The organism is Paenibacillus curdlanolyticus YK9, from assembly GCF_000179615.1.
In the GTDB taxonomy this organism is placed as follows: domain Bacteria; phylum Bacillota; class Bacilli; order Paenibacillales; family Paenibacillaceae; genus Paenibacillus_T; species Paenibacillus_T curdlanolyticus.
This window is the reverse complement of record NZ_AEDD01000006.1, coordinates 249,632-275,649: the sequence shown is the minus strand read 5'-3', so window position 1 is coordinate 275,649 and position 26,018 is coordinate 249,632. Positions and strand designations below refer to the sequence as shown.

Here is a 26,018-nt window from a genome sequence, read left to right as displayed (position 1 = left end):
CAAGGAGTGACGTGAAGGTGTCATCAGAAGCTTACAAAGAAGCCGGCGTCGATATCGCGGCAGGCAACGAAGCAGTCGAACGGATGAAAAAGCATGTGAAACGGACGTTCCGTCCAGAAGTGCTCACCGACCTGGGCGGCTTTGGCGGCTTGTTCGGCCTCAACAAGGACAAGTACGAGGAGCCGGTTCTCGTTTCCGGTACCGACGGCGTCGGCACCAAGCTGAAAATCGCCTTCGCGATGGACAAGCATGACACGATCGGCGTTGATGCGGTAGCTATGTGCGTGAACGATATTATCGTACAAGGCGCAGAGCCGCTGTTCTTCCTCGACTATCTCGCTTGCGGCAAGGTTGAGCCGGAGAAGATCGAAGCTATCGTTAAAGGGATCGCAGACGGCTGCCAGCAAGCAGGCTGTGCATTGATCGGCGGCGAGACTGCTGAAATGCCAGGCATGTACCAAGGCGAAGAGTACGATATCGCAGGCTTCACGGTCGGTATCGTCGACAAGAAGAAAATCATCGACGGCACGACGATCGCTCCTGGCGATGCGGTTATCGGCGTAGCATCGAGCGGCATTCACAGCAACGGCTACTCGCTCGTTCGCCGCTTGCTGCTTGAGCAAAGCGGCTATGGCTTGCAGGATGCATTGCCAGAGCTTGGCGGCGCGAAGCTGGGCGACGTACTGATCGAGCCAACGAAAATTTACGTGAAATCTGCACTGGCGCTTGCTGAGAAGGTTCAAGTGAAAGGCATGGCGCACATTACGGGCGGCGGCTTTATCGAGAACATCCCGCGCGTGCTGCCAGAAGGCGTTAACGTGAACGTAGAATACGGCACATGGCCGATTCAACCGATCTTCACGCTCATGCAGAACAAAGGCGAGATCACGAACCGCGACATGTTCACGACGTTCAACATGGGCGTCGGCCTCGTTGTAATCGTGCCTGCTGACCAAGCGGACGAAGCGCTTCGCGTTCTGGCTGAGCAAGGCGAGAAAGCTTACCGGATCGGTGACGTTACAGCGGGCAGCCGCATCGTGACGTTCACGGGAGCAGAAGTCTAATGAACGGATTGCGTATTGCTGTATTCGCATCAGGCCAAGGCACGAATTTTCAAGCCTTGGTCGATGCGGTGCGGGATCAGAAGCTCGATGTTATCATCGAGCTTTTGGTTTGCGATAAGCCATCCGCACCGGTTGTTGAGCGCGCGCAGCGCGCAGGCGTAGATACGTTCATCTTCAAGCCTAAGGATTACCCTTCCCGTGAAGCGTACGAATCGGAAATTGCGGCAGAGCTGGAGCGCCGCGGCGTTGGATTAATCGTGCTTGCCGGATACATGCGCATTTTGACGCCGGTGCTGGTGGAGCCTTACTACGGTCGCATGATTAATGTGCACCCTTCCTTGCTGCCTGCATTCCCTGGCGTGAATGGCATCGGACAGGCATTCGAATATGGCGTTAAGCTGACGGGCGTTACGGTCCACTACGTGGACGGTGGATTGGACAGCGGGCCGATCATCGCGCAGCGGGCCGTCGAGGTAGCAGACGAGGATACCGAATCGTCGCTGGCTGAGCGGATCCATGAGACCGAACAGGCTTTGCTGCCATGGGTTGTGCAGCAGATTGCCAATGGTCGCGTGAGGCTCGACGGCCGCCGCGTGACGATCGACTTTAGCTAGAGCGATTAGAGCTGATTAAAGCGTTTGAAGCTTTTACTATAGATGGCAGTAATGAAACGATTGAAGTGATATGAGGAGGATGACGAAGTTGGCAATTCGCAGAGCGTTAATTAGTGTTTCGGACAAAACGGGTATCGTGGATTTCTCCCGCGAGCTCGCAGCTTTGGGCGTGCAATTGATTTCGACGGGCGGTACGAAAAGTCTGTTGGAGAAAGAAGGAGTACCGGTAATCGGCATCTCCGACGTAACGGGCTTCCCTGAAATTCTCGATGGCCGCGTTAAAACGCTGCATCCGGCTGTGCACAGCGGCCTGCTGGCTGTTCGCGACAGCGAAGAGCATCAGCAAGCGATGAAGGATCTCGGCCTTGATTACATCGACATCGTCATCGTAAACCTGTATCCGTTCGCGGAGACGATTGCTAAACCGGACGTTACGTATGACGATGCAATCGAAAACATCGACATCGGCGGACCGACGATGCTTCGCTCGGCTGCGAAAAACCATGCGTTCGTAACGGTTGTTGTGGACTCGAGCGACTACGCAACGGTGCTGGAAGAAGTGAAAGCGGGCCAAGACACGACGCTCGAAACGCGTAAACGCCTTGCAGCCAAAGTATTCCGCCACACGGCAGCTTACGACTCGCTCATCGGCGACTACCTCTCGAAGCAGACGGGCAACCCGCTGCCAGAGCGTTACACGGTAACGTACGAGAAGATTCAAGATCTTCGTTATGGCGAGAACCCGCACCAAACGGCGGCATTCTACCGCAAGCCGCTTGCGCAAGCAGGCAACATCACGACGGCTGAGCAGCTGCATGGCAAAGAGCTGTCGTACAACAACATCAATGACGCGAACGCTGCGCTCGCTATCGTGAAAGAGTTCAACGAGCCGGCAGTTGTTGCGGTTAAGCACATGAATCCTTGCGGCGTCGGCATCGGAACCGATATCCATGAGGCATACCAAAAAGCATACGCAGCAGATCCAACGTCGATCTTCGGCGGCATCGTTGCGGCGAACCGCACGGTTGGGGCGGACACGGCTCAATTGCTGAGCGAGATCTTCCTTGAGATCATCATCGCGCCAGACTTCACGCCAGAAGCGCTTGAGATTCTGACGAAGAAGAAAAACATCCGCCTGCTCAAGCTGGGCGAGCTGCAAGCAGCTGGCGAACGTAAGCCAGAGCTGCTCGTCACGTCGGTAGACGGCGGCATGCTCATTCAAGAGAGCGATGTGCACTCGCTGACGGAAGCGGACCTGCAATTCGTGACGAACCGCAAGCCGACGGAAGAAGAGCTGAAACAGCTGCTGTTCGGATGGAAAGTTGTGAAGCACGTGAAATCGAATGCGATTTTGCTGGCGAAGGACAACATGACGATCGGCGTTGGCGCCGGCCAAATGAACCGCGTTGGCGCAGCAAAAATCGCAATCGAGCAAGCTGGCGAGAAGGCGCAAGGCTCCGCGCTTGCATCGGATGCTTTCTTCCCAATGGGCGATACGGTTGAAGCGGCGGCGAAAGCTGGCATCACGGCAATCATCCAGCCTGGCGGCTCGGTGAAGGACCAAGAATCGATCGATGCGGCGAACGCAAACAACATCGCGATGGTCTTCACCGGCGTGCGCCACTTCAAACACTAAGCGATACAGCAGCAAGCGGAAAACCAGGCAAGCTGGCGGTTAAGCGCCTTAACTAGCGATAGAATCGGGGACGTTCGGCGAATGGGGGTTCGCGCGGATGATTCTCGAACGCGAGCATGACGCGCGAACACCGGAGCCAAGCATGGCATGCTGCCCTGCGTATTCTTGTTTGAAAGTCAGTAAACAATCAGATGGAGGGACGCCATGCGAGTCATGGCGTCCGTTCGTTCATTATAATGGTCGCAGCAGTGTTGGCCGTTTACATGATAACAGCTATTGTGGGAGGTTTATTCATGCGGATTCTAGTCATCGGCGGCGGCGGACGCGAGCACGCCATTGCATGGGCGCTCAAGAAGAGCGATAAAGTTAAAGAAATTTATTGTGCACCGGGCAACGCAGGCATTGCGCAGGTTGCCGAGTGCGTGCCGATTCAAGTGAATCAATTCGATGAGCTCATTCAGTTCGCTTGCGATAATTCCATCGATCTCGTTGTAGTCGGTCCGGATGACCCGCTAGCAGACGGCATCGTAGATGCATTCGAAGCGAAAAACATCCCGGTTTTCGGACCGCGCAAGAACGCTGCCGAGATCGAAGGCAGCAAGATTTTCATGAAAAACTTGCTCAAAAAATACAACATCCCGACAGCAAAATACGAGACGTTCACGGATTTTGAAACCGCGCTGGCGTATCTCCGCCAACAAGAGGCGCCAATCGTCATTAAGGCGGACGGCCTTGCAGCAGGCAAGGGCGTAACGGTAGCCGCTACGCTTGAAGAGGCGGAGCAAGCGCTTCGCTCGATGATGGTGGACAAGGTGTTCGGCGAGTCCGGCAACCAAGTCGTGATCGAAGAGTTCCTCTCCGGCCAAGAAATGTCCATTCTCGCGTTCGTGGACGGCGAGACGGTACGCGCTATGGTGCCGGCACAGGACCATAAGCAAGTGTTCGATAATGACCAAGGCCCGAATACGGGCGGCATGGGCACATACACGCCGCTGCCGCATGTCGAGCAATCGATTATCGACGAGGCGATCGAGAACATCATTAAGCCAACGGCGAAAGCGATGGTAAGCGAAGGCCGTCCGTTCCGCGGCGTTCTATTCGCAGGCCTCATTATGACGAAGGACGGCACCAAAACGATTGAATTTAACGCGCGCATGGGCGATCCGGAGACGCAGGTCGTTCTGCCGCGCTTGAAGACCGATCTGGTTGATATTATCCTTGCAGCGATCAATGGCCGTCTCGATCAGCTGGACATCCAGTGGGATGACCAAGCATCGGTATGCGTTGTGCTGGCATCCGAAGGGTATCCGGCTTCGTATCCGAAGGGCCGCGTTATTGAAGGCATCGCGGCTGCAGAAGCGCAGGGAGCGCTTGTTTTCCATGCGGGCACAGCATTCAAGGATGGCGAAGTTGTAACCAGCGGTGGACGCGTGCTCGGCGTCGTTGGCCGCGGCAGCGACATTGCGGAAGCGCGCGCTCGCGCGTACGAAGCGATCAGCGTGATCAAGTTCGAAGGCATGCACTGCCGTTCGGACATCGCGATGAAGGCGCTGCGTTAATAGATAGGAGAGGCTCGTCTGGCTGCGTGGCAGTTGGACGGGCTTTTTTTGTTATTGCAGAGGTGTAACCGATTTGTAACGCTATCGATTTCGTAATCGTTTAGGATAAAGCAAAGAAGGGCAATGGTAAGGTGTCATCTTGTTGGCGAGGCGACGGCAGCGTCGACAAGTGTTAGGAGGAGGAAGTATGAACGTAAGCAGAGTGCGAATGCCAGCATTAGCGGCTGTTGCGCTTCTAATAGCCATCGTAACGTCTGCATGCAGCATGCGGTCAGCGCCGGCTGACCTGCTATTGCCGGTTCACGGCGCGGATGAGGAGTTGACGAAAGCGGTAAGCCAGATGCTGCCGGACAATGCGTCGCTGACCTTGGTTGATCGTGAACAGAAGCCTCAGACGATTCGGCAAGCGGACCTCGATGGCGACGGGCGAGCGGAAGCGATCGTAACCTATAAGGATGAGAGCGAACAGTCGAAGGTGATGCTGCTTCGCCAAGATAAGACTCGCGGCCGCTGGAGCAAGTGGGCGACGATTGAAGAGAATTCGTCGTTCGGCATCGACTGGCTGAAGCTGGTTGACCTTAATTTCGATGGAACGCCTGAGCTGCTGGTCGGCTTTAATTCCTACGAGCCTAACCAACGGACGCTCTATGTGTATAACGGGCGTCAAGCCGGACTGCAAACAGGAATGACGCTTAAGCCAGCGGCTGAGCTGCCCTATGCGATCGTCGATGACGGCGATCTGGACGATGACGGGCGCAAGGAGCTTGTGCTTGTCCAACAGGATAATGAGAAGCTGGAGGCAAGCCTGTCGGTTTACCGAATGGAAGCGACCGGCTTGAAGCGCAATGCGACGATTGCGGCTGATGGCGGCGTGAATGGCTATTATGATATCCGAGTCGGCAAGATTGCGAATGACCGGAAGGGCATTATGCTGCAAGCCTCTCTGGGCGCGCATACCGAAGCCGTATACATGTATGCATGGGAGAAGCGCAGCGCGGCGCATACAGGTGCAGGGGCTGGACAGCTCCGGGAGGTGTTCCCTAGCGATGTGATCAGCCGGGATTCGGAACTCGTCGAAACGTATTTCCCTATGGGCGGCACAAGCGACAGCAATAGCGACGGGATTCTTGATTTTGCAGCGGAGAGGACAGCGCCCGGACAGCCTGAGGATACCCCATATAGTAATTTGCTCACGTTTCAGGAGTATTTGCAGTGGGACGGCAAGAAGGATTTTTCGGTCGTCGGGCGCATGTACGAGGATTTCGCAATGGGCATCCGGGTTCACATTCCCGAGCAGTGGGGCGATCATTTTACGTTTGCTCTGCTGACCGACCCATCGAGCTATGAAGGCATTCAATTTCAAATGTACGAGCCTTCATCGGGCGCTAGAGCCCGCCTGTTCGATCTGCTGGCGATCCCTGCGGCCAAATGGGAGGAAGCGAAGGAAGGGCTGGAGAAGGGGAGCGAAGCTTATTCCAAGCTGCTCGTCGCCTCCGGTATGGTGTATATGGCGGTGTACGGAACACCGCCGGAAAACTGGAGCCAACAAGCGAAGGACGCGTATCAAGCCATGCTATTAAACGAGAATCAGCTGAGCCAGCGACTTCAAGTCATGGAACGGCCGTAGTGTAGTGGAGGGGGGACGGCGCATGAACATCTTGCTGCTGGAGGACGAGGAAGCGATACGCGGGTTCATCCGGATTAATTTGAGGCGCAACGATATGACCGTCATGGAAGCAGGAACGGGCGAGGAAGCGATAGCGCTTGCTGCGGAAGAGGGGCCATTTGATATCGCATTGTTAGACGTCATGCTCCCGACGATCAGCGGATTCGAGGTGCTAAGCGTGCTGCGGGAGCGATACCCGCGAATGGGCATCATTATGCTGACGGCGAAGTCGCAAGAGGCGGACAAAATCCACGGACTGGAGCTCGGCGCAGACGATTATGTGCAAAAGCCGTTCAGTCCAGGCGAGCTGATCGCGCGCATGCAATCGCTATACCGCCGGATGCAGCCGCTGAAGGAGGCGGAAGCGCCCGCTCGTGTACCAGCACCAGCGGCGGTACGCGAGGACAGCGCCAATGAGGCGCATGTCTTGGCCGAGAAGCCAGCGCCGCCGATGGCTGGGCAGCCCTTCCGCCTCGCTGCAAGCGAGCGCAAGCTTTATAAGCATGGCGTCGAGGTTATATTGACGCCGACGGAATGGGCGCTGCTGAAGCTTCTCATGGAGCGGCCGAACGAGAGCGTGAGCCGTGATGATATTTTAAGCGAGGTTTGGGGACGGTACTATGTGGGCGATTTGAAGGTCGTGGATGTCAACATTCGGCGCATTCGCCAAAAAATCGAGGACGACCCTTCCGCACCAGCCTATCTGGAGACGGTGTGGGGCTTCGGCTATCGCTGGAAACGGGAAGTGCCTGCGCGATGAAAAGCTTGAAGGTTCGCATGGCTTGGAGCTACTTCATTCTCATTGTGCTCGTATCCGGCTTGCTCGGCTCGATCTTCATTGCGCTGATCTGGAATTATTATTACGGCAGCGCGACAAGTGCTGTTTCCCGCCGAGCAGAGAGCGATATGGCGGTTCACGGCCGCATGATGGGGATGCAGATGACCCGTGAGCGCGCGGCCTATATGATCAGCAATTTAAAGGGAGATTCCTATCGCATTCAGCTGCTTGATCGCAGCGGAAAACCAGTGATGGACACGGAAGGTGAAGCAGGCGGGAAGCCGATCCATACGCTCGATGTCGAAGCAGCTATGAGCGGCCAGTCCGGCACATGGCGCGGCAGCGAAGGGGGAAAGCACATCGTAGCGGCGACGGTTCCGGTGCAATCGGGGCAGCTGGTCGTCGGCCTTGTGCGTTATTCCGCCTCCTTGGAACGAATTGACGATGTCGTGGCACGCATTATCGGACTGACGCTGCTGACCGCTGCTGCAGTTGTGCTGCTGTTTCTCGGCGTAAGCTTGTGGATGTCGAAGCGCATTGTTAAGCCGATCCGCGAGCTCACCTTCGTGGCGAGGCAGATGGCGGACGGCGATTGGCAGCGGCGCGCGGTTCCGCGAAGCGCGGACGAGATCGGGCAGCTGGCGGAGATGCTGAATACGCTTGCTGCGCAGCTGACGAAGCGCGAGCAGCTGAAAAATGATTTTATATCGTCGATTTCGCATGAGCTGCGGACGCCGCTTACGTCGATCAAAGGCTGGAGCGAAACGTTAGCCGAAGATGAGACAGATCGCGAGGAGCTGGAGCTGGGGCTCGCTGTCATTAGCCAAGAGACAGAACGGCTGCACGGGCTAGTGGAGGATTTGCTCGATTTCTCCAAGCTGTACGATCGGAGCATCGAGCTGCATCCTGATTATCTTGATCTGAATCGCCCGGTGAAGGAGACGCTTAAGCAGCTGGGCGTTCGCCAGGAAGCGACGGGTGTCCAGCTTATCGCTTCTCTATCGGAGCACCCGCTAATGGTGCACGGCGACGTCAACCGGCTGAAGCAAGTGCTGATTAACCTCATCGATAATGCCTATAAATTTACGCCGCAGGGCGGTTCCATTCGGGTGACGACGAGGGCGTTGGATCGCGAAGCTGTCCTTACGATTGCGGATACGGGAGCCGGCATTGCGCCCGAGCATTTGCCGCATGTAACGGACAAATTCTATAAAGGCGACTCGGCCAAGCAAGGCAGCGGGCTCGGGCTTGCGATCTGCCGCGAAATCATTGCGCTGCATAGCGGAAGCATGGCGCTCGTCAGCGAATGGGGAGCCGGAACGGCTGTAACAATCCGCATCCCGCTGCAGCGAGGCGATTCAGCCGGACAAGCGGATGAGAGCATAAGCATTGACATAAAATAAGAGTAAACGGATGGCCCGTTTACTCTTATTATTCTTTGTAAAACAAGGAGCTGCGGTTGCTGAACACATAAACGATTGCCAGTACAACCCCGAGCACCAGCAAGCTGGACACCCAATGATGCATAAGCCATTCCATCCATGCAGGCATCCGCCGTCACCTCCTCTGCGCCTGTGATGTAACGTTAGTATGGACTGGCGATGAAAAGCTATCCGTCCGCGCGCAAGCGATGAAATCTGCCCGTTGACAATGGGAGGAAGGGAATGGTATGATCTAAACAATTAATTCATACTAAACGGGTAGGAATAATAAACTATATGACAATCAAAGAACTTCTTGATATAGAAAAGGTTCGGAGGGATGGCAAGATGGAGAAGCAGCTGACGTTGAAGCACGAAGGATTACATTTGACGGGAACGCTCCACTATCCAACAGGAGGAACGAACAGCGGGAAGCATCCGGCCATTATTATTTGCCACGGCTTCGTAGGCAGCCGAATTGGCGTTGATCGGTTATTCGTCAAGACAGCTCGCGCGCTCGCGGCTAACGGGGCTTATGTGCTTCGCTTCGATTACGGCGGCTGCGGAGAAAGCGACGGCGATTATGGCGAGCTGGGCTTGGAATCGATGATCGCGCAGACGCGAACGGCGATCGATTACGTGACATCGATGGATACGGTCGACCTGCAGCGTGTCGTTCTGCTGGGGCATTCGCTTGGCGGCGCGACGGCGTTGCTCACCTCGGTACGCGATCGCCGCGTGAAGCGGCTCGTGCTGTGGTCGCCGGTTGCGTATCCTTTCAATGATATCGTTCGTATCGTTGGCCGCTCGGGATATGATGAGGCTATTCAGGCCGGAAGCACCGACTACACGGGCTTCACGCTTAAGCCAGTCTTTTTCGAATCCCTGCAAGAGCATCAGCCCTTCCAGGAGGCTCCGCGCTTCGGCGGCGACGTCCTCCTCGTGCATGGTACGAGCGATGATGTCATCCCGGCGGACTACAGCTTCTTGTATCAGAAAGTGTTTTGGACGCGCGGAGACGGCATCTGCGATAAAGAGATCATCTTCCAAGCGGATCATACGTACTCGACGCGGAAGCATCAGGAGGAAGCGATTGGCGTCACGACGAGCTGGCTGGCCGGCCTGGATCGCCGTCATGAGGAATGGCATCATTGGAGCATTTAATGCAAATGGGATAGCAATGCGCAGGAAGCCTTCGATCGATTCGCGATCGGAGGCTTTTTGGCGTGTCTGGGCATCGCCGTGAAAGCACTAGTCGGCTGGTTGCAAGACAAGCCCCCCTTGAATGTGGTTAAATGGAAAAGACGACGATTCGATTCCTACAAAAGGTGGAATGCCACAATGACGAAAACGAAGCAAGCTTTCATAGCGATACTATTGGCTGCGGCTTTAGCCGTAACCGCTTGCAGCAACGATAAGAAACCGGCGGATACGCCAACGACGGCGCCAATCGATGAAGGGAATCAAACGCAGGAGCAGACGCAAGAAACGGCGGAGCCGCCTGCAGCGCAATCCTCGATCACTGCGCCGTTTACCGGATTGCCGCTGGATAAGGAAGCGGTGCAGCGTCCGATGGCTGTCATGGTGAACAATTACAAAGCGGCGCGTCCGCAATCGGGCCTGACGCAGGCCGATGTCATATGGGAGGTGCTCGCCGAGGGCGGCATTACGCGTCTTGTGGCGATTTTCCAAAGCTCGGAGTCCAAGGAACCGATCGGTCCGATTCGCAGCATCCGTCCGTATTTAATCGAGCTGGGTGAATTTTATCACGGCGTTCTCGTGCATGCGGGAGCCAGCAATGACGCGTTCGCGATTTTGCAGCGGCAGCATAAGCAGGATTTGGACGAAATTACGAACGCCGGCGCGTACTTCTGGCGGGAAAAGACGCGGAAAGCGCCGCATAACCTTTACTCCAATCTGGAGAAAATGCATGCGGGAGCAGAGAAGCGAAAATATGAGAGCAGCGTAACGATCCCTTCGTTCACGTTCGCAGAAGGCGGAGCGGGCGCTTATGACGGCCCGGCAACGAAGCTGGACATTCATTTTCTGATGAAGGACTACAAGGTCAGCTACGCTTACGACGAGGCGCGCAAGGTGTATCTGAGGTCCATTAATGATCAGCCGCATATCGACATGAACAACAAGGAGCAGTTATCCGCATCGAATGTTGTCGTATTAGGGGCGAATCATCAAGTATATGACGACTACGGGCGGCTCAAGGTGGATCTCTCCTCGGGCGGTCCCGCGATCCTGTTCCAGAACGGGCAAGAGGTGGCCTGCCAATGGACGCGGACGGGCAAAGACGTCATTCGAATCGTGAAAGATGGCAAGGAGCTGCCGTTTTTGCCGGGCAAAGTGTACTACCATATCGTGCCGAACAAACCGACTTTCGCAGAGCATGTGAAAGTTGGGTGAAATTTGTCGAAACGGGGAAGGCTGTAAATGTGATGCTCCTGAATTGTTAATTTTGTTAACGGAGTGTTAAATCCTTTACGAAACCTTAACAATGTATATTCGCGCGTGGTAAGATAGGGAAGTTGAACTTGAATCGGCACGCTGAATCAGCATATTTCCGATCGACGAAGGGGATTGAGTATGTTCTTTAACAAGAAGGATATCTTTTTCAAAACGCTAGAAGAGATGGCGGACACGCTCGTTGTTGCAGTCGAATACTTCGGCCAGCACGTCACGAATCTACAAGATGTGACAGCATTCGCTAAACAGATGAAAAACTATGAGACGCAATGCGACAAGTACACGCATACGATTTTGACGGAGCTGAACAAAACGTTTATCACGCCAATCGAACGCGAGGACATCATGGCGCTCACGACATCGCTTGACGATGTGCTGGACGGCATTGAAGCATGCGCTTCCCGTTTTGAAATGTATCAAATCAAGGAGCATGACGAATATATCGCGCTGTTCGCCGATAATCTCGTTCGTTCCTCGCATCAGATCAAGAAAGCAATCTACCTGCTGACGGAGAAAAAGCTGCTGGCGATGCGCGAGCCGAATATCGCGATCAACGAGCTTGAGAACCAAGCGGACGATCTCCTGCGGGTAAGCATCACGAACCTGTTCAAGAACGTCAAAGATCCGATCGAACTGATTAAGCGCAAAGAGATTTACGAGCGCTTGGAACAAACGACAGACTATTGCGAGGACGTCGCCAACACCCTCGAAACGATCATCATGCGTAATAGCTAGAGGGGCAGGACGATAATATGGATGTACCATACATAGTTCTCGGCATTGTTATATTTCTGGCGCTAGCCTTCGACTTTATTAACGGTTTCCACGATACGGCGAATGCAATCGCAACGACGGTTTCCACACGTGCTTTAAAACCGCGCGTAGCCATTCTGATGGCTGCTCTCATGAATTTCCTTGGCGCTATTACGTTTACTGGTGTTGCGAAGAAGCTGGGTGGCAGTATCGCGAATCCGGCGGAACTGCAGCATGGCGTGTATATCGTCATCGCGGCTCTAATTTCGGCTATTCTTTGGAACTTGCTTACGTGGTGGTTCGGCATTCCGTCCTCCTCGTCCCATACGCTGATTGGCTCGCTGGCGGGCGCCGTTATTTCGGCCGAGGGTTGGGACGGCATTAATGCGGGAGGATTCACGTCCATTATCAAATGGCTTATTCTGTCTCCGCTTATTGCGTTCTCGATCGGTTTCTGCGTCATGTGGATTTTGAAGCTGATCTTCGCCAAGTCGAGCCCGCATAAGGTGAACAAAGGATTCCGCTATAGCCAAGTGGCTACAGCTGCTATCCAATCGTTCTCGCACGGCACGAATGATGCACAGAAGGCGATGGGCATTATCGTATTCGCGCTCATGGCCGCTAATGTGCAAGAGACGGACAACGTGCCGCTGTGGGTTAAGGTATCAGCTGCGCTGGCGATGGCGCTTGGTACTTCCATCGGCGGATACAAGATCATCAAGACGATGGGCACGAAGATTTTCAAAATCGAGCCGATCAACGGCTTCGCGGCTGATATTACGTCCGCGACGGTTATCTTGACCGCTACCGCTGCGCACTTCCCGGTTAGTACGACGCATGTTATTACGTCGTCCATTCTCGGCGTAGGCAGCGCGAAGCGCTTCTCGAGCGTCAAGTGGGGAATGGCCGGCAAGATCGTCGTATCGTGGATCATTACGATTCCGATCTCGATGGTGCTTGCAGGGGTTATTTTCCAAATCATTAAGCTGTTCCTGTAACATCAAAAAGTGCTTCGTCGACATCGACGAAGCACTTTTTTTATGCCAGTTGGGCCCGTCTCGTCCTAACGGACCTCAGAGCCGCTATAACCCTCTCGGAGCACCAGTTACAAATGTAACGGACCTCACGGCCGTTATTAGCCAGTTTACTGCCGTTTGAGGACGATATTGGCCAAATAGGCGGCTGTACGGTCCGTTAGCACAGAAATGTGACTGATTTTGACCAAATAAGGGCTGCTCGGTCCGTTAACGTTTCCAACAAACGGTTTCTGTTGGTTTACAAATGCAAGGAGGGTGCCCCCAAGTTCACGCTTCTGGGACACCCTCTTCGCTCTCCGGCTCTTACAATATCGGCGACAACAGCTTCGAGATCGACTCGTTGAACTTGCTCCAAGCCGAGCGATTGTTATAGTCCTCCAGCGTGAACGGAATGCTTTCCTCCACGTCCTGCTGGTAAATCGCTTCAAGCCGCTGCGCGGTTTCCCAGTCGTAAATAATGCCATTCACCTCAAAGTTGAGCTTTAAGCTGCGAATGTCGAAGTTAGCAGTGCCTACGGTGGCGATTCGTCCGTCGACGACCATCATTTTGGCATGCAGGAAGCCGTTCGTGTACAGGTAGCACTTCACCCCCGCTTGAAGCAGCTCGCCTACGTAATATCGCGATGCCCAATGGACGAACATGTGGTCAGCCATATGCGGGATCATCACGCGCACATCGATGCCGGATAACGAAGCGATCCGCAGGGCGTTCAAGAGGCTCTCGTCCGGGATCAGATAAGGCGTCTGCAGCCAAATCGTTTGCTTCGCAGAATGGATCATATGCAGCAGCGCATTCTCAACATGTCGCCATTGATCGCTCGGTCCGCCTGCAACGAATTGGATCGCAAGCTGGCCATCGCCGGACACGACAGGATCGGGGAAAAACTCCGGCAAATGCTGCGCGGATTGATGGGTGGCAAGCCCCCAGTCCATCAGGAACATACGCTGCAGCGAATGGACCGCTTCGCCCCGCAGCCGCATATGCGTATCGCGCCAGTGGCCGAATCGCCGATCGAGGCCGACGTACTCATTGCCGACATTGAAGCCGCCCGTATAGCTGATGAGCCCGTCGATAACGACGATTTTGCGATGATTGCGATAATTGATGCGGAAGTTGAAGAACGGGATGCGCGAAGGGAAGAAAATCGCCCGTTGTCCGCCCGCGGCATCGAATTCGGTGAAGAAACGATCGTTGAGCTTTCGGGAGCCGATATCGTCGTACAGCAGCCGCACCTGCACGCCTTCGCGGGCTTTGACCGTCAGGGCATCGCGCACCTTGCGTCCCCAGTCGTCATTATTAAAGATGTAATATTGCATGTGGATATGCTGGGTCGCTGCCGCGATATCGGCTAGCAGCTGCTCGAATTTCTTGAGGCCCTCCGTATAGAAATCAACCTCGTTGCGCAGGGTGAGAAGGGAACGGGACGTGTTCAGGTTCATGTCGATCAGCTTGCGATAAGGCGTGATCATCCCCTCCTTGTCCTCCGGCCAGCCTTCCTCCAGCTTCTGGCATTGCTCGGCGATCATTGATTTCAGATAAGCATGATCGCGTTTATCCCACTTGTATAGCTTTCTCCGGCGCATATTTTGCCCCAATATCATATACAACACGAAGCCGACTACCGGAACGAATAGCAGCACCATGAGCCACGACCAAGTGGCCGCGACGTTGCGCCGTTCCATAAATACGAGTACGCCCGCTAATAAGATATTGACCGGAAGCAGCAGCAACGTGAGTTCCGTGTTCCATGTCATCGGTCTACACTCCCTAGATGATTGGTATGAATGTGTAGTTGCATCTTACCTATTTTCGGTAATTCGGTCAAGAAAGATACGCCCGCGGTTTCGCCCATTTGCACAAACGCACGGGTGCGGTATACTAACCCTCATGGAAGGGGGGAGGACAACATGTCTATCCGATTACGCCTGCTTCTGTCCTTTACGGCCGTGCTGGCGGTAGCCATCATTCTATTCATGACGACATCTTACCTGATCTCGGTGGCCATTACGGGCGATATGCGCAGCATTAGCAGCTTTTATAGCATTCATTATTCCCTGCATCCGCTTACGGATGAAGAAGAGACGATTTTTCTCGATCTCAAATATTTAGCGAAACAAGATCCTGACAGCCTGACGGACGATAAGCTGTTGGCAGAATACGACCGCAAGCTCAAAATGGTCAAAGCCGGCCTCGTCGTCCGGCATGACGGGGAAGTGTCCTATACGTCGCCGTCGCTCGGGGAATCGGCGATGGGCGATTATTTGCCCCCGTATGACGCAGCGAACAACGCCATTCGCAGTACGCTGAATGTGGGCAATCGCTTCTTCTCATACGCGAAGTTCGATTTTCCGTTTCAGAATGGGAAGGCGGGCAGCATCTACGTGCTGCGGGAGCGGAGCCCGTTCCCCGAGCTCGTCCGAACGCTGCTGCCGATTCTCGTGCTGGTGCTGCTCGCCATTATGCTGCTGACGGGATTGCTGCTGTACCGAAATGTAACGAAGACGATCATTCGGCCGCTCGATGTGCTGAGGCGATCAGCGGAGCAGATCAAGGAGGGCGACCTGCAGTTTAAGCTGGAGCCGCAATCGCGCGATGAGATCGGACAGCTGAGCTTGACGTTCGAGCAAATGCGCCAGAAGCTGAACGAATCGATCCAGCTGCAATTGCAATACGAGGACAACCGGAAGCAGCTCATTTCGAACATCTCGCATGATTTGAAGACACCGATCACGACGATCAAAGGGTATGTCGAGGGCATTCGCGACGGGCTCGCCGACTCGCCGGAGAAGCTGGACAAGTATGTCGGGACGATTTATGCGAAGGTGACGGACATGGGGCGGCTCGTCGACGAGCTGCTGCTTTATTCGAAGCTTGATCTGCGGCGGGAGCCCTATTCGTTCGAACGAGTTGACCTTGCCGCCTTCATCGAGGATGCGGTGGAGGAGAGCGGGTTTGAGCTGGAGGAGCAGGGCATTCGCGTCACGCTGGAGGGCGAGCGGCTGCAGGATACCGACGTCATGGCGGATCGCCAGAAGCTGCGCCGCGTGCTGGGCAACCTCATTCAGAATAGCGTGAAGTTCATGGACAAGCCGGATCGCAGCATTACGCTCCGCTTGCGGGAAGAGGGCCGGGCGACGCTCGTCGTTGAGGTGACGGATAACGGAGCGGGCATTGCGGATGAGGCGCTGCCGCATATTTTCGAGCGATTCTATCGGGCGGAAGCCTCGCGCAATTCCCGGACGGGCGGCAGCGGGCTGGGGCTGGCGATCGCGAAGCAAATCATAGAAGGACATGGCGGCACGATTGAAGCGGAGAGCCAGCTTGGCGCAGGGACCACGATGCGGATTCGGCTGCGCAAGGCGGATGTCGGAGCGGTTGCAAGCGGCGCTACACAACGAGAGACGGGAGACGAGGCATGAAGCGAATTCTGATCATCGAGGATGAGATACCGATTGCGGAGCTGGAGCGGGATTATTTTGAGCTGCATGGCTTTACGGCAGAGCTGGCGCATGATGGCGAGGAAGGAACGGCGAAGGCGCTGGCAGGCGGCTATGATTTGATCATTCTCGACCTGAATCTTCCGGGAGCGGATGGCTTGGAGGTGTGCCGCAGCATTCGGGCGCAGCTGGACGTGCCGATTCTGATCGTGTCTGCACGCGACGAGGAGATCGATAAAATACGCGGCTTCGGGCTGGGAGCGGATGATTTTGTCACAAAGCCGTTCAGTCCCAATGAGTTGATCGCAAGAGCGAAGGCGCATCTGTCGCGTTATGAGCGGTTTGCGAATCGGACGGCTGAGCCCGAGCAGATTCGAATTCGCGAGCTGACGATCGACAAAACAGCGCGGCGCGTCTACGTGCATGGCAATGAGGTTGTGCTGACGACCCGCGAGTTCGACGTGCTGGCCTTCATGGCTGCGCATCCGAACCGGGTGTTCAGCAAAACCGAGCTGTTCGAGCGGCTGTGGGGCTTCGACTCTGCAGGCGATATCGCCACCGTAGCCGTCCATATCCGCCGCGTGCGGGAGAAGATCGAGGCGGTGCCGTCGAATCCGCAGTTTATCGAGACGGTGTGGGGCGCGGGGTATCGGTTTACGGTGTGAATGAGATCAAAGGAAAACCGTCCTGCTGACAGGGCGGTTTTTTTAATATACAAAGCTTTTCTATAAAGTTTTAGGCCAGTTTATAAAATGTTAATCTCTTCGTTCCGTTTTGTTTAAACCTGGGCCCTATAGTAGAGACAAGCACCACACACTCTCGGAAACAGGGTCAGGAGGCCAACCATTATGATGAAACGTGAACCACGTAAAATAGCAGTATGGACGCTGGCGGCAGCGCTTGGCGCAGCGGCAATCGTTCCCGGATATGCATCGGCAGCTAGCACGACGGCAGCGGTATCGGCGGCGAAAGCGAATTTTGCAGCAGCGGATGTTCAGGTAGACGCGGCGGTAGAGCAAGCAATGAAGCAGCTCGCCCAGCAAGGCGTGATGCAGGGCTACGAGAACGGCGCGCTGCGCCCGAATCAGCCGCTGACGCAAGCAGAGGCGGCTAAGCTGCTGGTGCTTGCGCTGGACTTGGAGGCAGGCGGTCAAGACGCGCTCAGCGGCCAAGCGGAGCATCAAGGCAAATGGTACGTCTCGTATGTGAACACGGCGATTGCGCACGGCTTGTTCGATGCAACGGCAGCAGCGAAGTTCCAGCCGAATAAGCCGGTGACGGAGCCAGAGCTTGCCGCTATGGTAGCCAAAGGGCTCGAGCGGGACACGCTGTCGGTTCGCCATTGGTTGTCCGGCGCAGCGGATGGCAAAGGCAATGCAACGCGCGGCGAAACGGCAAGGCTGCTGGTTACGGCAGAGCAATCGGTTCGTTCGGCGGAAGCCAAGATCGTGTCGGTCAAAGCGTTGGACGGCATCGCGCTGGAAGTGACGATGTCCGGTCCGATGACGCTCGCGGATGAGACGATCGAGAAATCGGCAGAGACGTTCAAATTCGATGGCGGCGTCACGATCGTCAACCAGCCGCGGCTGAAGACGGGATCGGTGAATGCATACATCGTGCCCGTTACCAAGCTGGAGGAAGGCAAATCGTACACGCTGACGTACAAAGGCGAGCAGACGATCTCGTTCAAAGGGAACGGGGAGCTGATCCGGTTCAACTCGGCAAGCCAAGTAACGAATGACACGTTCGAGGTAGAAGCGCTGCTGAGCGAGGGCGTCGTCGACTATGGTTATGTGATCTCGGCTTATGCAGGCGGACGCGGCGCGGATGCGCTGGTGCTGGAGGAAGGCAACACGTATCAGGGCAAGCCGCTCCAAATCATTTCGTCGCTGCGCAACCGCACGGCGGTGCTGACGCCGGAGGGCGGCCAGCCGATTAACGTATCCTATGTCGGCTACACGCAATCGACGGACGGCAAGCAGGAGCCGAAGTTCCGCCTCCCAGCTGGCACGAAGCTGGAAGCTGGCGTGAAGTACACGGTATCTGCGAACTGGTTCCAAGTCGCGAACGCTTCGTTCGTTGCGAAGGACATTGCACCGCTCACCATTGTATCGGCGCAGCAAACGGATGCCAAGACGCTGACTGTCACGCTGGCGCAAGACCCGATGGACGAGCTGTTCGCATTCCGCTCCGTTACGCTCAAGGGCGCTGACGGTTCGACCTTGACGGCGCAATATCGCGTTCAGACGCGCAAAGGCGCAGTCGGCATCTTCGATGTCATGAACGGCGGCGAGCTCAAGTCCGGCGTCACGTACACGGTAACGCCAGTCGGCACGTGGGCGGTCAATGCGGGCGAAGTGACGCTGGCGGCGAAGTAAGCGGAGTAGGTGTGTCTGCTCAGACAGAGTTGATGAGTTGCTCTGTGGTAGAACGGGCCTTGCGAACGTAGATAGGTGCGTCTCTCGCTGCACCATTGCAGTCTGTACAATGGAAAGGCAGCTAATCAGCTCATTTGGAGGCTGTCGTTGCAAATCGTGCAACGACAAACGGCCTAGAAGCCTCGCACACGATTAAAGCGCAGCATCTTAGACGATCTCATTGCACAGATTGCAACGGGAGAGCGGAATGGCCATGTGCAGAGTGGGGCCGTTGCACAAAATGCAACGAGACCAAAGGCAGACGGTATGCGAAAGCGCATCAAAATGCAGAAACGCAGCCGTTTGCGGGATGTAGTTAGTTTCAACTAACTTTAAAAGAGTTGCCCAACGCCAGTTTGGCGTTGGGCAACTCTTTTGTTGTGAGAAGCGTGTTAGGGACGCGGTGCGGCGGTTAGCCAGACTGCCAGGTCGGCGTGTTAGCTGCGCTGCGTATCAGCGTCCGTGCAAGAACGCGGCTGCTATTTGCAAGGCCTGCGCGGGAGGCGCAGGAATGCAGGAGTTAGTGGGTTAGTGAGTGATGGATAAGTGTGTTCGTCGCGTCGTTGCAGTTTGTGCAATGGAAAGGTGGATAATCAGCTAATCAAGCGCCTGTCATTGCAATCTGTGCAGGCCTGTTGATTATCAAGAAACTGGGAATGGGAAAGTGAATGGAAAAGTAGTGAGTGCCACTCTCCATTCGGGAGCCAAATGATGATGTCGAAGTGCACGAACGAATAGGGTTAAGGATAATGAGGCAGATACGTGTACATGGGGAACGACATGATCAAAGAGCATTTTAAGCAAAACATAAACGGTCATGGCAATATATAACTGGCTGTAGACTGCATTAGAGCTCGTGCCAAAAAGGACGGGTACATTGACATGCTGCTTCACCCATCGAAAGAAAGTCTCAATTTGCCAACGAGCGCGGTAGAGCTCGGCGATTTGTTCGGCCGAACGTGTTAAATTGGTTGCCAAAATAACAGGGTTTCCTTTCGGATCCTGCAATTTGATAATTCGGTGGCGCTGCTTCGAACGTTTCGCATCCCTTCCAATTTGGCATGTGAAATCTTCCAAAATGGGAGAACCCACGGGTTTCTTCCCCTTACGGGGGCGAGGCTGATGGAATGTAGCGTTGTCTCTAATGCGAATAACAAACGATTGTCGCTCCTGGACATAGGTATCAAATCGAATGAATTTGGCATAAGCACGATCCGCAACGATGATGTAATCCGTATCCCGCAAGGCATCGCTACTAAGCAAATCCGGCCGATTGCCTGTGGTTTCTTCGATGCGGTGAGGTTGCCCTTGTGTTGGTTTGTACGCAACATGCAACTTGACCCCCGCACGTTCGCCTTTCAGCGGTGCCCAGGGCAGGCGGCCGGCTCCCACTGTAATTTTAGTTGAATCCAAGATCAATAGTTCCTTTGGCAAAGATAACTTGCGCTTAGCTTGCCGATTGCAATGACCAAGCAAGTAGTGCAGTAATTGCTTGAAAATCCCGAAGGGGACATCTCCAGCTTTTTTGGACACGGTAGAGTAACAGGTTTTCACCAAGTGACAGGCAGGGGCTCGCAAAGCCCCTTCGCGATAGCTTTTCCACTGGTCCGATGCCGCTTGAGCAAAAAACAAAAATAAGTCATAAACAGTGAATTTACGCCCTACTTCTCGATAACCAACCGAATTTGAAAAAGAATCCACAATTTCTTTCGGTAGTGCAGTTTGAACTAGCTGGCTGAACGTAGTAGACTTATTCATAAGATCGCCTCTTGGGGGGTGGAGTGGGTGGTACTACCCATTACCCGAGAGTGCGGTCTTTTTACCATTTCCAGGTTAATCAACAGGCCTGCAATCTGTGCAATGGGAAACGGTCCAGCAGTCTCTCATGCGGCGTATTTAAAGTAATACAGGTTATCTCATTGCACAGATTGCAATGGGAACGAGGAATGGTCATGTGCATGGCGGGGCCGTTGCACAAAATGCAACGAGACCAAGGCAGACGGTGGGCGGAAGCGCATCAGTACGCAGAAAACACAGACGTTGCGGTGCATAGTTAGTTTCAACTAACTTAAATAAGGTTGCCCATGGCCTATATGGCCGATGGGCAACCCCTTTAGGGAAAGCGGGCTAGTCGCAGCTGACAGCGGGCGGTGCGACGGCGATTGTCGCGTTCTTGCTGCGTCGTGCAGCGGCTTCCCGTGCAAGACGCTCGCTCCATACGGCGCGCTAACGCAATCTATCGCCGCACGCGCCTATCGCATCCGCTTGTGCGCCCGCCTGCGCGAAGCGCTCGCCCGCCCGCGTCTACCGCGCCCGCTTGCGCGGCGCGCTCGCCCCGCACGTGCCTAACGCGTCCGCTTGCGCGGACGTCTGCGCGGCGTCGTGCCTTTGGCGCCGGCGCCGGACTTCCGCCGCTTGCGGCGGCGCGGCCTGACCGGCAGATCGTCGTCATCGTCGTCGCCGCCGGTTTTGGACGCTTTCGCGTCCTTTTTGAACGAGCCCATCAGCACCTTAACGAGCGGAGCCATCGATTGGACGTTCGCAACGATTTTCTGCATCTTGGTCATCGAGTTCAAAATGCCGTCGATGCCGCCGAGCCGATCCACGACGCCCTTGAGCTCGCCGAGCTTCTCAAGCGAGAAGCCGCCAGCTTTGGATTTCGCTGAGTCCTCTACGATTTCGGCTATTGCATCTTCAACTTTGGCTGGCGCAGTCGCTTTGGCAACCGCGGGTAAACCGACGCTTTTATTACCCGTCGTGCCATTGGCAGGTGCTGGATTGGCTGGCGTGCCGCCGCCTATGCCTGGAAAGCCGCCCCCGAATGCAAAAGGGTCGCTTATGCCGGGGAAAGGCTGATTTTGCCTCATATGCGGATGCTGCGGATAGCCGCCAGGAGGGCCATTGCGCACATTCACAGCGATCACAACCTTTTTCTTGGACTATTGCTCCTATAGTGTATGGCATAGGCGAACATACGGATTGGACGGATGCCCGTTTTTTTTAACGGTTTTTGGTCCTCTGTCCCTCCTGACAGCCCCTTCCATTCACTAAAGCGTGAATGCGGCGATGCTTGATATTGCGGTACGAACGCTTTACAATTGGATAGATGAGTTCTCATACCTTATAGGGGTGACGCAGCATGCAGCTTAAGAAGCTGAACGATAAAGCGATAGACCAACTGTTCGAGGCGGTATTGACGCTGAAATCGGTTGAGGAATGTTATATATTTTTTGATGATCTGTGCACGGTGAACGAGATTCAGTCGCTCTCCCAGCGGCTCGAAGTGGCGCGGATGCTAGGCAAGGGCTCGACGTACAATCAGATCGAAGCGGAGACGGGCGCCAGCACGGCGACGATCTCGCGCGTGAAGCGATGCCTTAACTACGGGAACGACGGGTATAAAATGGCGCTGGAGCGCCTGGGTCGCTAACATGAAGAAGCTCGGTATTCTTGTGATTAGCCACGGCTCGCGCGAAGCGGGCTGGGTGCAGCTAGTCGATGCTTCGGTCGCGGAGGCGGCCGAGCTCGCAAGCCGCGAAGCGGCTGGCAGCTCTAAGGCGGGGACAGGCGCTAATGTCGCAGCCCCCGATATCGTGTTCGAATCGTCGTTTCTGGAGATCGTAGAAGGACGTCTAATACAAGACGGCATTGATCGGTTGGCCGCCGCAGGCGTTACCGACCTTTTCGTGCTTCCGCTGTTTATTTCCTCCGGCAGCACGCATGTCGACGATATCGCGCAGTCATTCGGCTTTCCGCCGGTGAATGAGCGCGAGGGTGAGATGGAGCCCTTCGACGTTCCGGCTGGCATTCGCGTCACGTTCGGCGATCCGATCGACGACGATGCGGAAATCGCGGAGCGGCTCTGGGACAATATTCGCGAGCTGTCGGCCGATCCGGCTCGTGAGGCGCTGCTGCTCATTACGCATGGCAGCAAGGAAGACGGCTTCTATGAGCGCTATCAATCCGGCATGCGCAAGCTGGCGGAACGCGTTCGCGCGCTCGGCGGTTTAGCAAGTGCGGAGACAGCGATGCTGCTGCCGGATGAGGCAGGCCAGACGCTGCAGCGCATGCGTACGGAAAAACCGGATCAGGCGGTGCTTGTTGCGCCGCTATTTTTGAGCAATGGATTTTTTACGAATCACGTAATCCCGTCAAGGTTAGCTGGGCAAGACTATCGGTATAACGGAAACGCGCTTCTGCCATCATCAGCGGTCGCGCGATGGATGGTCCGGCAGTCGCTGCAGTGGCTGCGCGGGTTGGAGGTGTAAGAAGTGTCGGTAACACCGGTTAAACGGGCACGGTTAATCTATAATCCGACTTCCGGTCGGGAGGAAATCAAACGGCGTCTGCCGGATCTGCTTCAGCGGCTCGAACGCGGTGGCATTGAGACGAGCTGCCATGCGACGTCTGGCGAAGGCGACGCAACCATCGCAGCAGCCGAAGCGGTCGAGCGCGGCTACGATCTCATCATTGCGGCGGGCGGAGACGGCACGCTGTACGAGGTTATTAATGGACTGGCGGAAAAGCCGAATCGGCCGCCGCTGGGCATTTTGCCGCTCGGAACGACGAACGACTTCGCACGGGCGCTCGGCATTCCGCGGAACTGGGAATATGCGTGCGACCTCATTATCGAAGGGTACACGCGCCCGATCGACGTCGGCGTCGCCAATAAGCGTTATTTTATTAATATCGCAGGCGGCGGCTCGATGACCGAGCTGACATACGAAGTGCCGAGCAAGCTCAAGACGATGATCGGCCAGCTCGCCTACTATATGAAGGGTCTGGAAAAAATGACCCGGCTTCGCCCGACCGAAATGCGCATTCAAGCGCGCGGGCATGAAGAAATTCATGAGGAGATCATGCTCTTCCTCATCTGCAACAGCAACTCCGTCGCAGGCTTCGAGAAGCTCGCGCCGGACGCGCAGCTCGATGACGGCATGTTCGATGTCGTGATTTTGCGCAAATGCAACCTGCCCGAATTCATTCGTGTCGCCACGATGGCGCTTCGCGGCGAGCATATGAACGACCCGCATATCGTGCAGCTGAGGACGGACCATCTGGTCGTCTCGACGCCAGATTATGTCCAATTGAACCTCGACGGCGAGTACGGCGGCACGCTGCCATGCCAATTCTCGCTGCTGCCGTCGCATTTGAACATTTTCGTCGATGAGTCGGGCGTTTCTTCGTATCGGTAGGAATGGAAAGCTAGAGCTTTGCCGCTGAGGCGGAATGAATAGAAGGATGAACAAGGATCGCTGTCCTGCTGCTGCGTACGTGTGAACACGACCGCGGAGGACGGCGGTTTTTGTATGAATGAACACAACTATTATGGATTGAGCGGAGCGTTGAATAAGCATGAACAATAAGGGCAAGCCGTCGCAGGCGACGGGCAAGAGAGGAACGGGCGGATCGGCAGGCGGCGGCAAAAGAAACAGCCGGTATCGGACGTCATCCGGCGGAGCGGGTACGGCGACTGCGGCGGCAGCGGTGAACGCGCCCGTGAACAAGAACGAGGAATATGTCATCGACATCGTCGGACTGACGCATGAAGGCGAAGGCGTCGGCCGCGCGAACGGCTTCACGCTGTTCGTCCACGGCGCGCTTCCCGGCGAGCAGGCGCTCGTGAAAGTGCTCAAAGTAAAGAAGCAGTACGGCTATGCCAAGCTGATGAAGCTGATGCAGACGAGCCCGGATCGCGTCAATGCGCCTTGCACCATCTACAAGCAATGCGGCGGCTGCCAGCTGCAGCATATGAGCTACGAAGCGCAGCTGCGCTGGAAACGCCAGCATGTCGTCGACAACCTGACGCGCATCGGCAAGCTCAACGTTGATGTCGATATCATCGTCCATCCGACCATCGGCATGGACGAGCCGTGGCGCTACCGCAACAAAGCGCAGGTGCCGATCGGCATGGCGCTGGCGGATATCGAGGACGGCGCTGCGGGCGGCTTGATCGGCGGATTTTATGCCCAAGGCAGCCATCGCATCATCGACATGGACGCCTGCCTCATCCAGCACGAGCGCAACGACGAGGTCGTGCGCCAGATCAAGCGCATCGGCACCGAGCTCGGCATCACCGCTTACGACGAGGAATCCGGCCGCGGCCTGCTGCGCCACGTCGTCGTCCGGACCGGCTTCGTCACCGGCGAGCTCATGGTCGTTCTTGTTACGAACGGCACTCACATCCCGAATAAAACGGAGTGGATCGCGGGTATTCGTGCCGCTCTGCCTGATGTGAATAGCATCGTGCAAAATGTGAACACGCGCGACACGAACGTTATTTTCGGCGATGAAACGCGGACTTTGTGGGGCAGTGATGTTATCTATGATGAGCTCGACGGCATTCGCTTCGCCATCTCCGCGCGCTCGTTCTATCAGGTTAATCCGTCGCAGACGGTTGCCTTGTATAGGAAAGCTGTGGATTATGCAGGTTTGACGGGAGCGGAGACGGTTATCGACGCCTACTGCGGCATTGGGACGATTTCGTTGTTCCTTGCTCGGAAGGCGGGGCGCGTGTACGGCGTAGAAGTAGTGCCCGAGGCGATTGAGGATGCGAAGCGGAATGCGGAGCTGAACGGGATTGCGAATGCGGAGTTTGAGGCGGGATTGTCGGAGGTCGTGATTCCTCGCTGGCGCGAGGAAGGGATTGCTGCGGACGTGATCGTCGTCGATCCGCCGCGGAAGGGCTGCGATGCAGCGCTGCTGGATACGATCATTCGGATGAAGCCGGAGCGTGTTGTGTATGTGTCGTGTAATCCTTCGACGCTGGCTAGGGATTTGCGGGTGTTGGAGGATGGCGGGTATCGGACGGTGGAAGTGACGCCGGTGGATATGTTTCCGTGGACGGTGCATGTTGAAAACGTCGCATTGCTTGTGAAGAGTGTTACAGATGCTTAGAACCCTTGATATATAAGGGTTTATAAATTGAACAGCGTTTCTGTAGTTAGTGCAACAGACGGTTTCTAAGAGAGCTGCCGTAAAGTTGCCGTAAATCTGCATGTAAAAGCAAAACAAAACCTCCATGGTTTTTGAACCGCTACCCCCACATGAAAAGTTGATCATGTCGAGGTTAGCGGCTCTTTTGCTTTTCCATACTGTTAAGGAACGTAATTGGAATAAACACGCAGCTTCTTATGGTGGTACGACCCTGTGCAGAGACG

At 55.4% G+C, this 26,018-nt stretch carries 21 protein-coding genes; 18 read left to right on the top strand and 3 right to left on the bottom strand.

The genetic code is table 11. From position 1 onward, the window contains the following. Positions 1–17: 17 nt before the first annotated feature. From purM to PAECUDRAFT_RS13410, 11 genes are all read left to right on the top strand, one after another. A complete protein-coding gene (purM, locus tag PAECUDRAFT_RS13460) occupies positions 18–1,064 on the top strand; it encodes a phosphoribosylformylglycinamidine cyclo-ligase (protein ID WP_006038646.1) in 1,047 nt (348 codons plus the stop codon). After that, on the top strand, positions 1,064–1,678 hold the full coding sequence (gene purN / locus PAECUDRAFT_RS13455) for a phosphoribosylglycinamide formyltransferase (protein ID WP_006038645.1): 615 nt from the start codon (positions 1,064–1,066) through the stop codon (positions 1,676–1,678). The genes purM and purN overlap by 1 nt, the downstream gene beginning before the upstream one ends. A gap of 88 nt (positions 1,679–1,766) precedes the next feature. After that, positions 1,767–3,314 carry a bifunctional phosphoribosylaminoimidazolecarboxamide formyltransferase/IMP cyclohydrolase gene (gene purH, locus PAECUDRAFT_RS13450; RefSeq protein ID WP_006038644.1) on the top strand — a complete coding sequence of 516 codons (1,548 nt, stop codon included), beginning with the start codon at positions 1,767–1,769 and terminating at the stop codon, positions 3,312–3,314. 293 nt (positions 3,315–3,607) lie between these two features. Further along, positions 3,608–4,873, top strand: a complete 1,266-nt coding sequence (purD, locus tag PAECUDRAFT_RS13445; protein WP_006038643.1) for a phosphoribosylamine--glycine ligase — start codon at positions 3,608–3,610, stop codon at positions 4,871–4,873. A 187-nt stretch (positions 4,874–5,060) separates the two neighbouring features. Continuing rightward, entirely contained in the window at positions 5,061–6,500 is a 1,440-nt protein-coding gene (locus PAECUDRAFT_RS13440) for an FG-GAP repeat domain-containing protein (RefSeq protein ID WP_006038642.1), read from the top strand. Between the two features lie 22 nt (positions 6,501–6,522). Continuing rightward, a complete protein-coding gene (locus PAECUDRAFT_RS13435; RefSeq protein WP_006038641.1) occupies positions 6,523–7,299 on the top strand; it encodes a response regulator transcription factor in 777 nt (258 codons plus the stop codon). Further along, positions 7,296–8,720 carry a sensor histidine kinase gene (locus tag PAECUDRAFT_RS13430; protein ID WP_006038640.1) on the top strand — a complete coding sequence of 475 codons (1,425 nt, stop codon included), beginning with the start codon at positions 7,296–7,298 and terminating at the stop codon, positions 8,718–8,720. Before PAECUDRAFT_RS13435 ends, PAECUDRAFT_RS13430 begins: the two co-directional genes overlap by 4 nt. A gap of 366 nt (positions 8,721–9,086) precedes the next feature. After that, positions 9,087–9,902, top strand: a complete 816-nt coding sequence (locus PAECUDRAFT_RS13425; protein WP_006038638.1) for an alpha/beta hydrolase — start codon at positions 9,087–9,089, stop codon at positions 9,900–9,902. Between the two features lie 177 nt (positions 9,903–10,079). Further along, entirely contained in the window at positions 10,080–11,153 is a 1,074-nt protein-coding gene (locus PAECUDRAFT_RS13420; protein ID WP_006038637.1) for a DUF3048 domain-containing protein, read from the top strand. A 180-nt stretch (positions 11,154–11,333) separates the two neighbouring features. Beyond that, positions 11,334–11,948 carry a DUF47 domain-containing protein gene (locus tag PAECUDRAFT_RS13415; protein ID WP_006038636.1) on the top strand — a complete coding sequence of 205 codons (615 nt, stop codon included), beginning with the start codon at positions 11,334–11,336 and terminating at the stop codon, positions 11,946–11,948. Between the two features lie 17 nt (positions 11,949–11,965). Further along, positions 11,966–12,964 (top strand): inorganic phosphate transporter, encoded by a 999-nt coding sequence (locus tag PAECUDRAFT_RS13410; protein WP_006038635.1) that lies wholly within the window; start codon positions 11,966–11,968, stop codon positions 12,962–12,964. A 342-nt stretch (positions 12,965–13,306) separates the two neighbouring features. Here PAECUDRAFT_RS13410 and cls read toward each other — a convergent pair whose 3' ends face one another. Beyond that, on the bottom strand, positions 13,307–14,758 hold the full coding sequence (cls, locus tag PAECUDRAFT_RS13405) for a cardiolipin synthase (protein WP_006038633.1): 1,452 nt from the start codon (positions 14,756–14,758) through the stop codon (positions 13,307–13,309). Positions 14,759–14,911: 153 nt separating this feature from the next. Here cls and PAECUDRAFT_RS13400 point away from each other — a divergent pair, with 153 nt between their 5' ends. The 3 genes from PAECUDRAFT_RS13400 to PAECUDRAFT_RS13390 all read left to right on the top strand — a co-directional run bounded on the left by PAECUDRAFT_RS13400 (position 14,912) and on the right by PAECUDRAFT_RS13390 (position 18,819). Next, positions 14,912–16,423 carry a sensor histidine kinase gene (locus tag PAECUDRAFT_RS13400; RefSeq protein ID WP_006038632.1) on the top strand — a complete coding sequence of 504 codons (1,512 nt, stop codon included), beginning with the start codon at positions 14,912–14,914 and terminating at the stop codon, positions 16,421–16,423. Then, the gene (locus PAECUDRAFT_RS13395) at positions 16,420–17,106 is read left to right on the top strand and encodes a response regulator transcription factor (RefSeq protein WP_006038631.1); all 687 of its coding nucleotides are present in this window, start codon (positions 16,420–16,422) and stop codon (positions 17,104–17,106) included. Before PAECUDRAFT_RS13400 ends, PAECUDRAFT_RS13395 begins: the two co-directional genes overlap by 4 nt. A gap of 183 nt (positions 17,107–17,289) precedes the next feature. Then, positions 17,290–18,819: an S-layer homology domain-containing protein gene (locus tag PAECUDRAFT_RS13390; RefSeq protein ID WP_006038630.1), complete on the top strand. Its 1,530-nt coding sequence runs from the start codon at positions 17,290–17,292 to the stop codon at positions 18,817–18,819. 681 nt (positions 18,820–19,500) lie between these two features. On the opposite strand, the gene PAECUDRAFT_RS13385 is transcribed toward PAECUDRAFT_RS13390, so the two are convergent. Together PAECUDRAFT_RS13385 and PAECUDRAFT_RS24715 are read right to left on the bottom strand one after the other, a co-directional pair. Continuing rightward, positions 19,501–20,616 (bottom strand): IS4 family transposase, encoded by a 1,116-nt coding sequence (locus PAECUDRAFT_RS13385; protein WP_006036135.1) that lies wholly within the window; start codon positions 20,614–20,616, stop codon positions 19,501–19,503. A 587-nt stretch (positions 20,617–21,203) separates the two neighbouring features. Further along, positions 21,204–21,773 carry a hypothetical protein gene (locus PAECUDRAFT_RS24715; RefSeq protein ID WP_006038629.1) on the bottom strand — a complete coding sequence of 190 codons (570 nt, stop codon included), beginning with the start codon at positions 21,771–21,773 and terminating at the stop codon, positions 21,204–21,206. 224 nt (positions 21,774–21,997) lie between these two features. On the opposite strand from PAECUDRAFT_RS24715, the gene PAECUDRAFT_RS13375 reads away from it, so the two are divergent. The 4 genes from PAECUDRAFT_RS13375 (at position 21,998) to rlmD (ending at position 25,755) form a co-directional block, all read left to right on the top strand. Continuing rightward, on the top strand, positions 21,998–22,288 hold the full coding sequence (locus tag PAECUDRAFT_RS13375) for a YerC/YecD family TrpR-related protein (RefSeq protein ID WP_006038628.1): 291 nt from the start codon (positions 21,998–22,000) through the stop codon (positions 22,286–22,288). Position 22,289: 1 nt separating this feature from the next. Continuing rightward, positions 22,290–23,126: a sirohydrochlorin chelatase gene (locus tag PAECUDRAFT_RS13370; RefSeq protein WP_006038627.1), complete on the top strand. Its 837-nt coding sequence runs from the start codon at positions 22,290–22,292 to the stop codon at positions 23,124–23,126. Positions 23,127–23,129: 3 nt separating this feature from the next. After that, positions 23,130–24,053: a diacylglycerol kinase gene (locus PAECUDRAFT_RS13365; protein ID WP_006038626.1), complete on the top strand. Its 924-nt coding sequence runs from the start codon at positions 23,130–23,132 to the stop codon at positions 24,051–24,053. A 160-nt stretch (positions 24,054–24,213) separates the two neighbouring features. Further along, positions 24,214–25,755 (top strand): 23S rRNA (uracil(1939)-C(5))-methyltransferase RlmD, encoded by a 1,542-nt coding sequence (rlmD, locus tag PAECUDRAFT_RS13360; RefSeq protein ID WP_006038625.1) that lies wholly within the window; start codon positions 24,214–24,216, stop codon positions 25,753–25,755. The last annotated feature ends 263 nt before the right edge of the window (positions 25,756–26,018 follow it).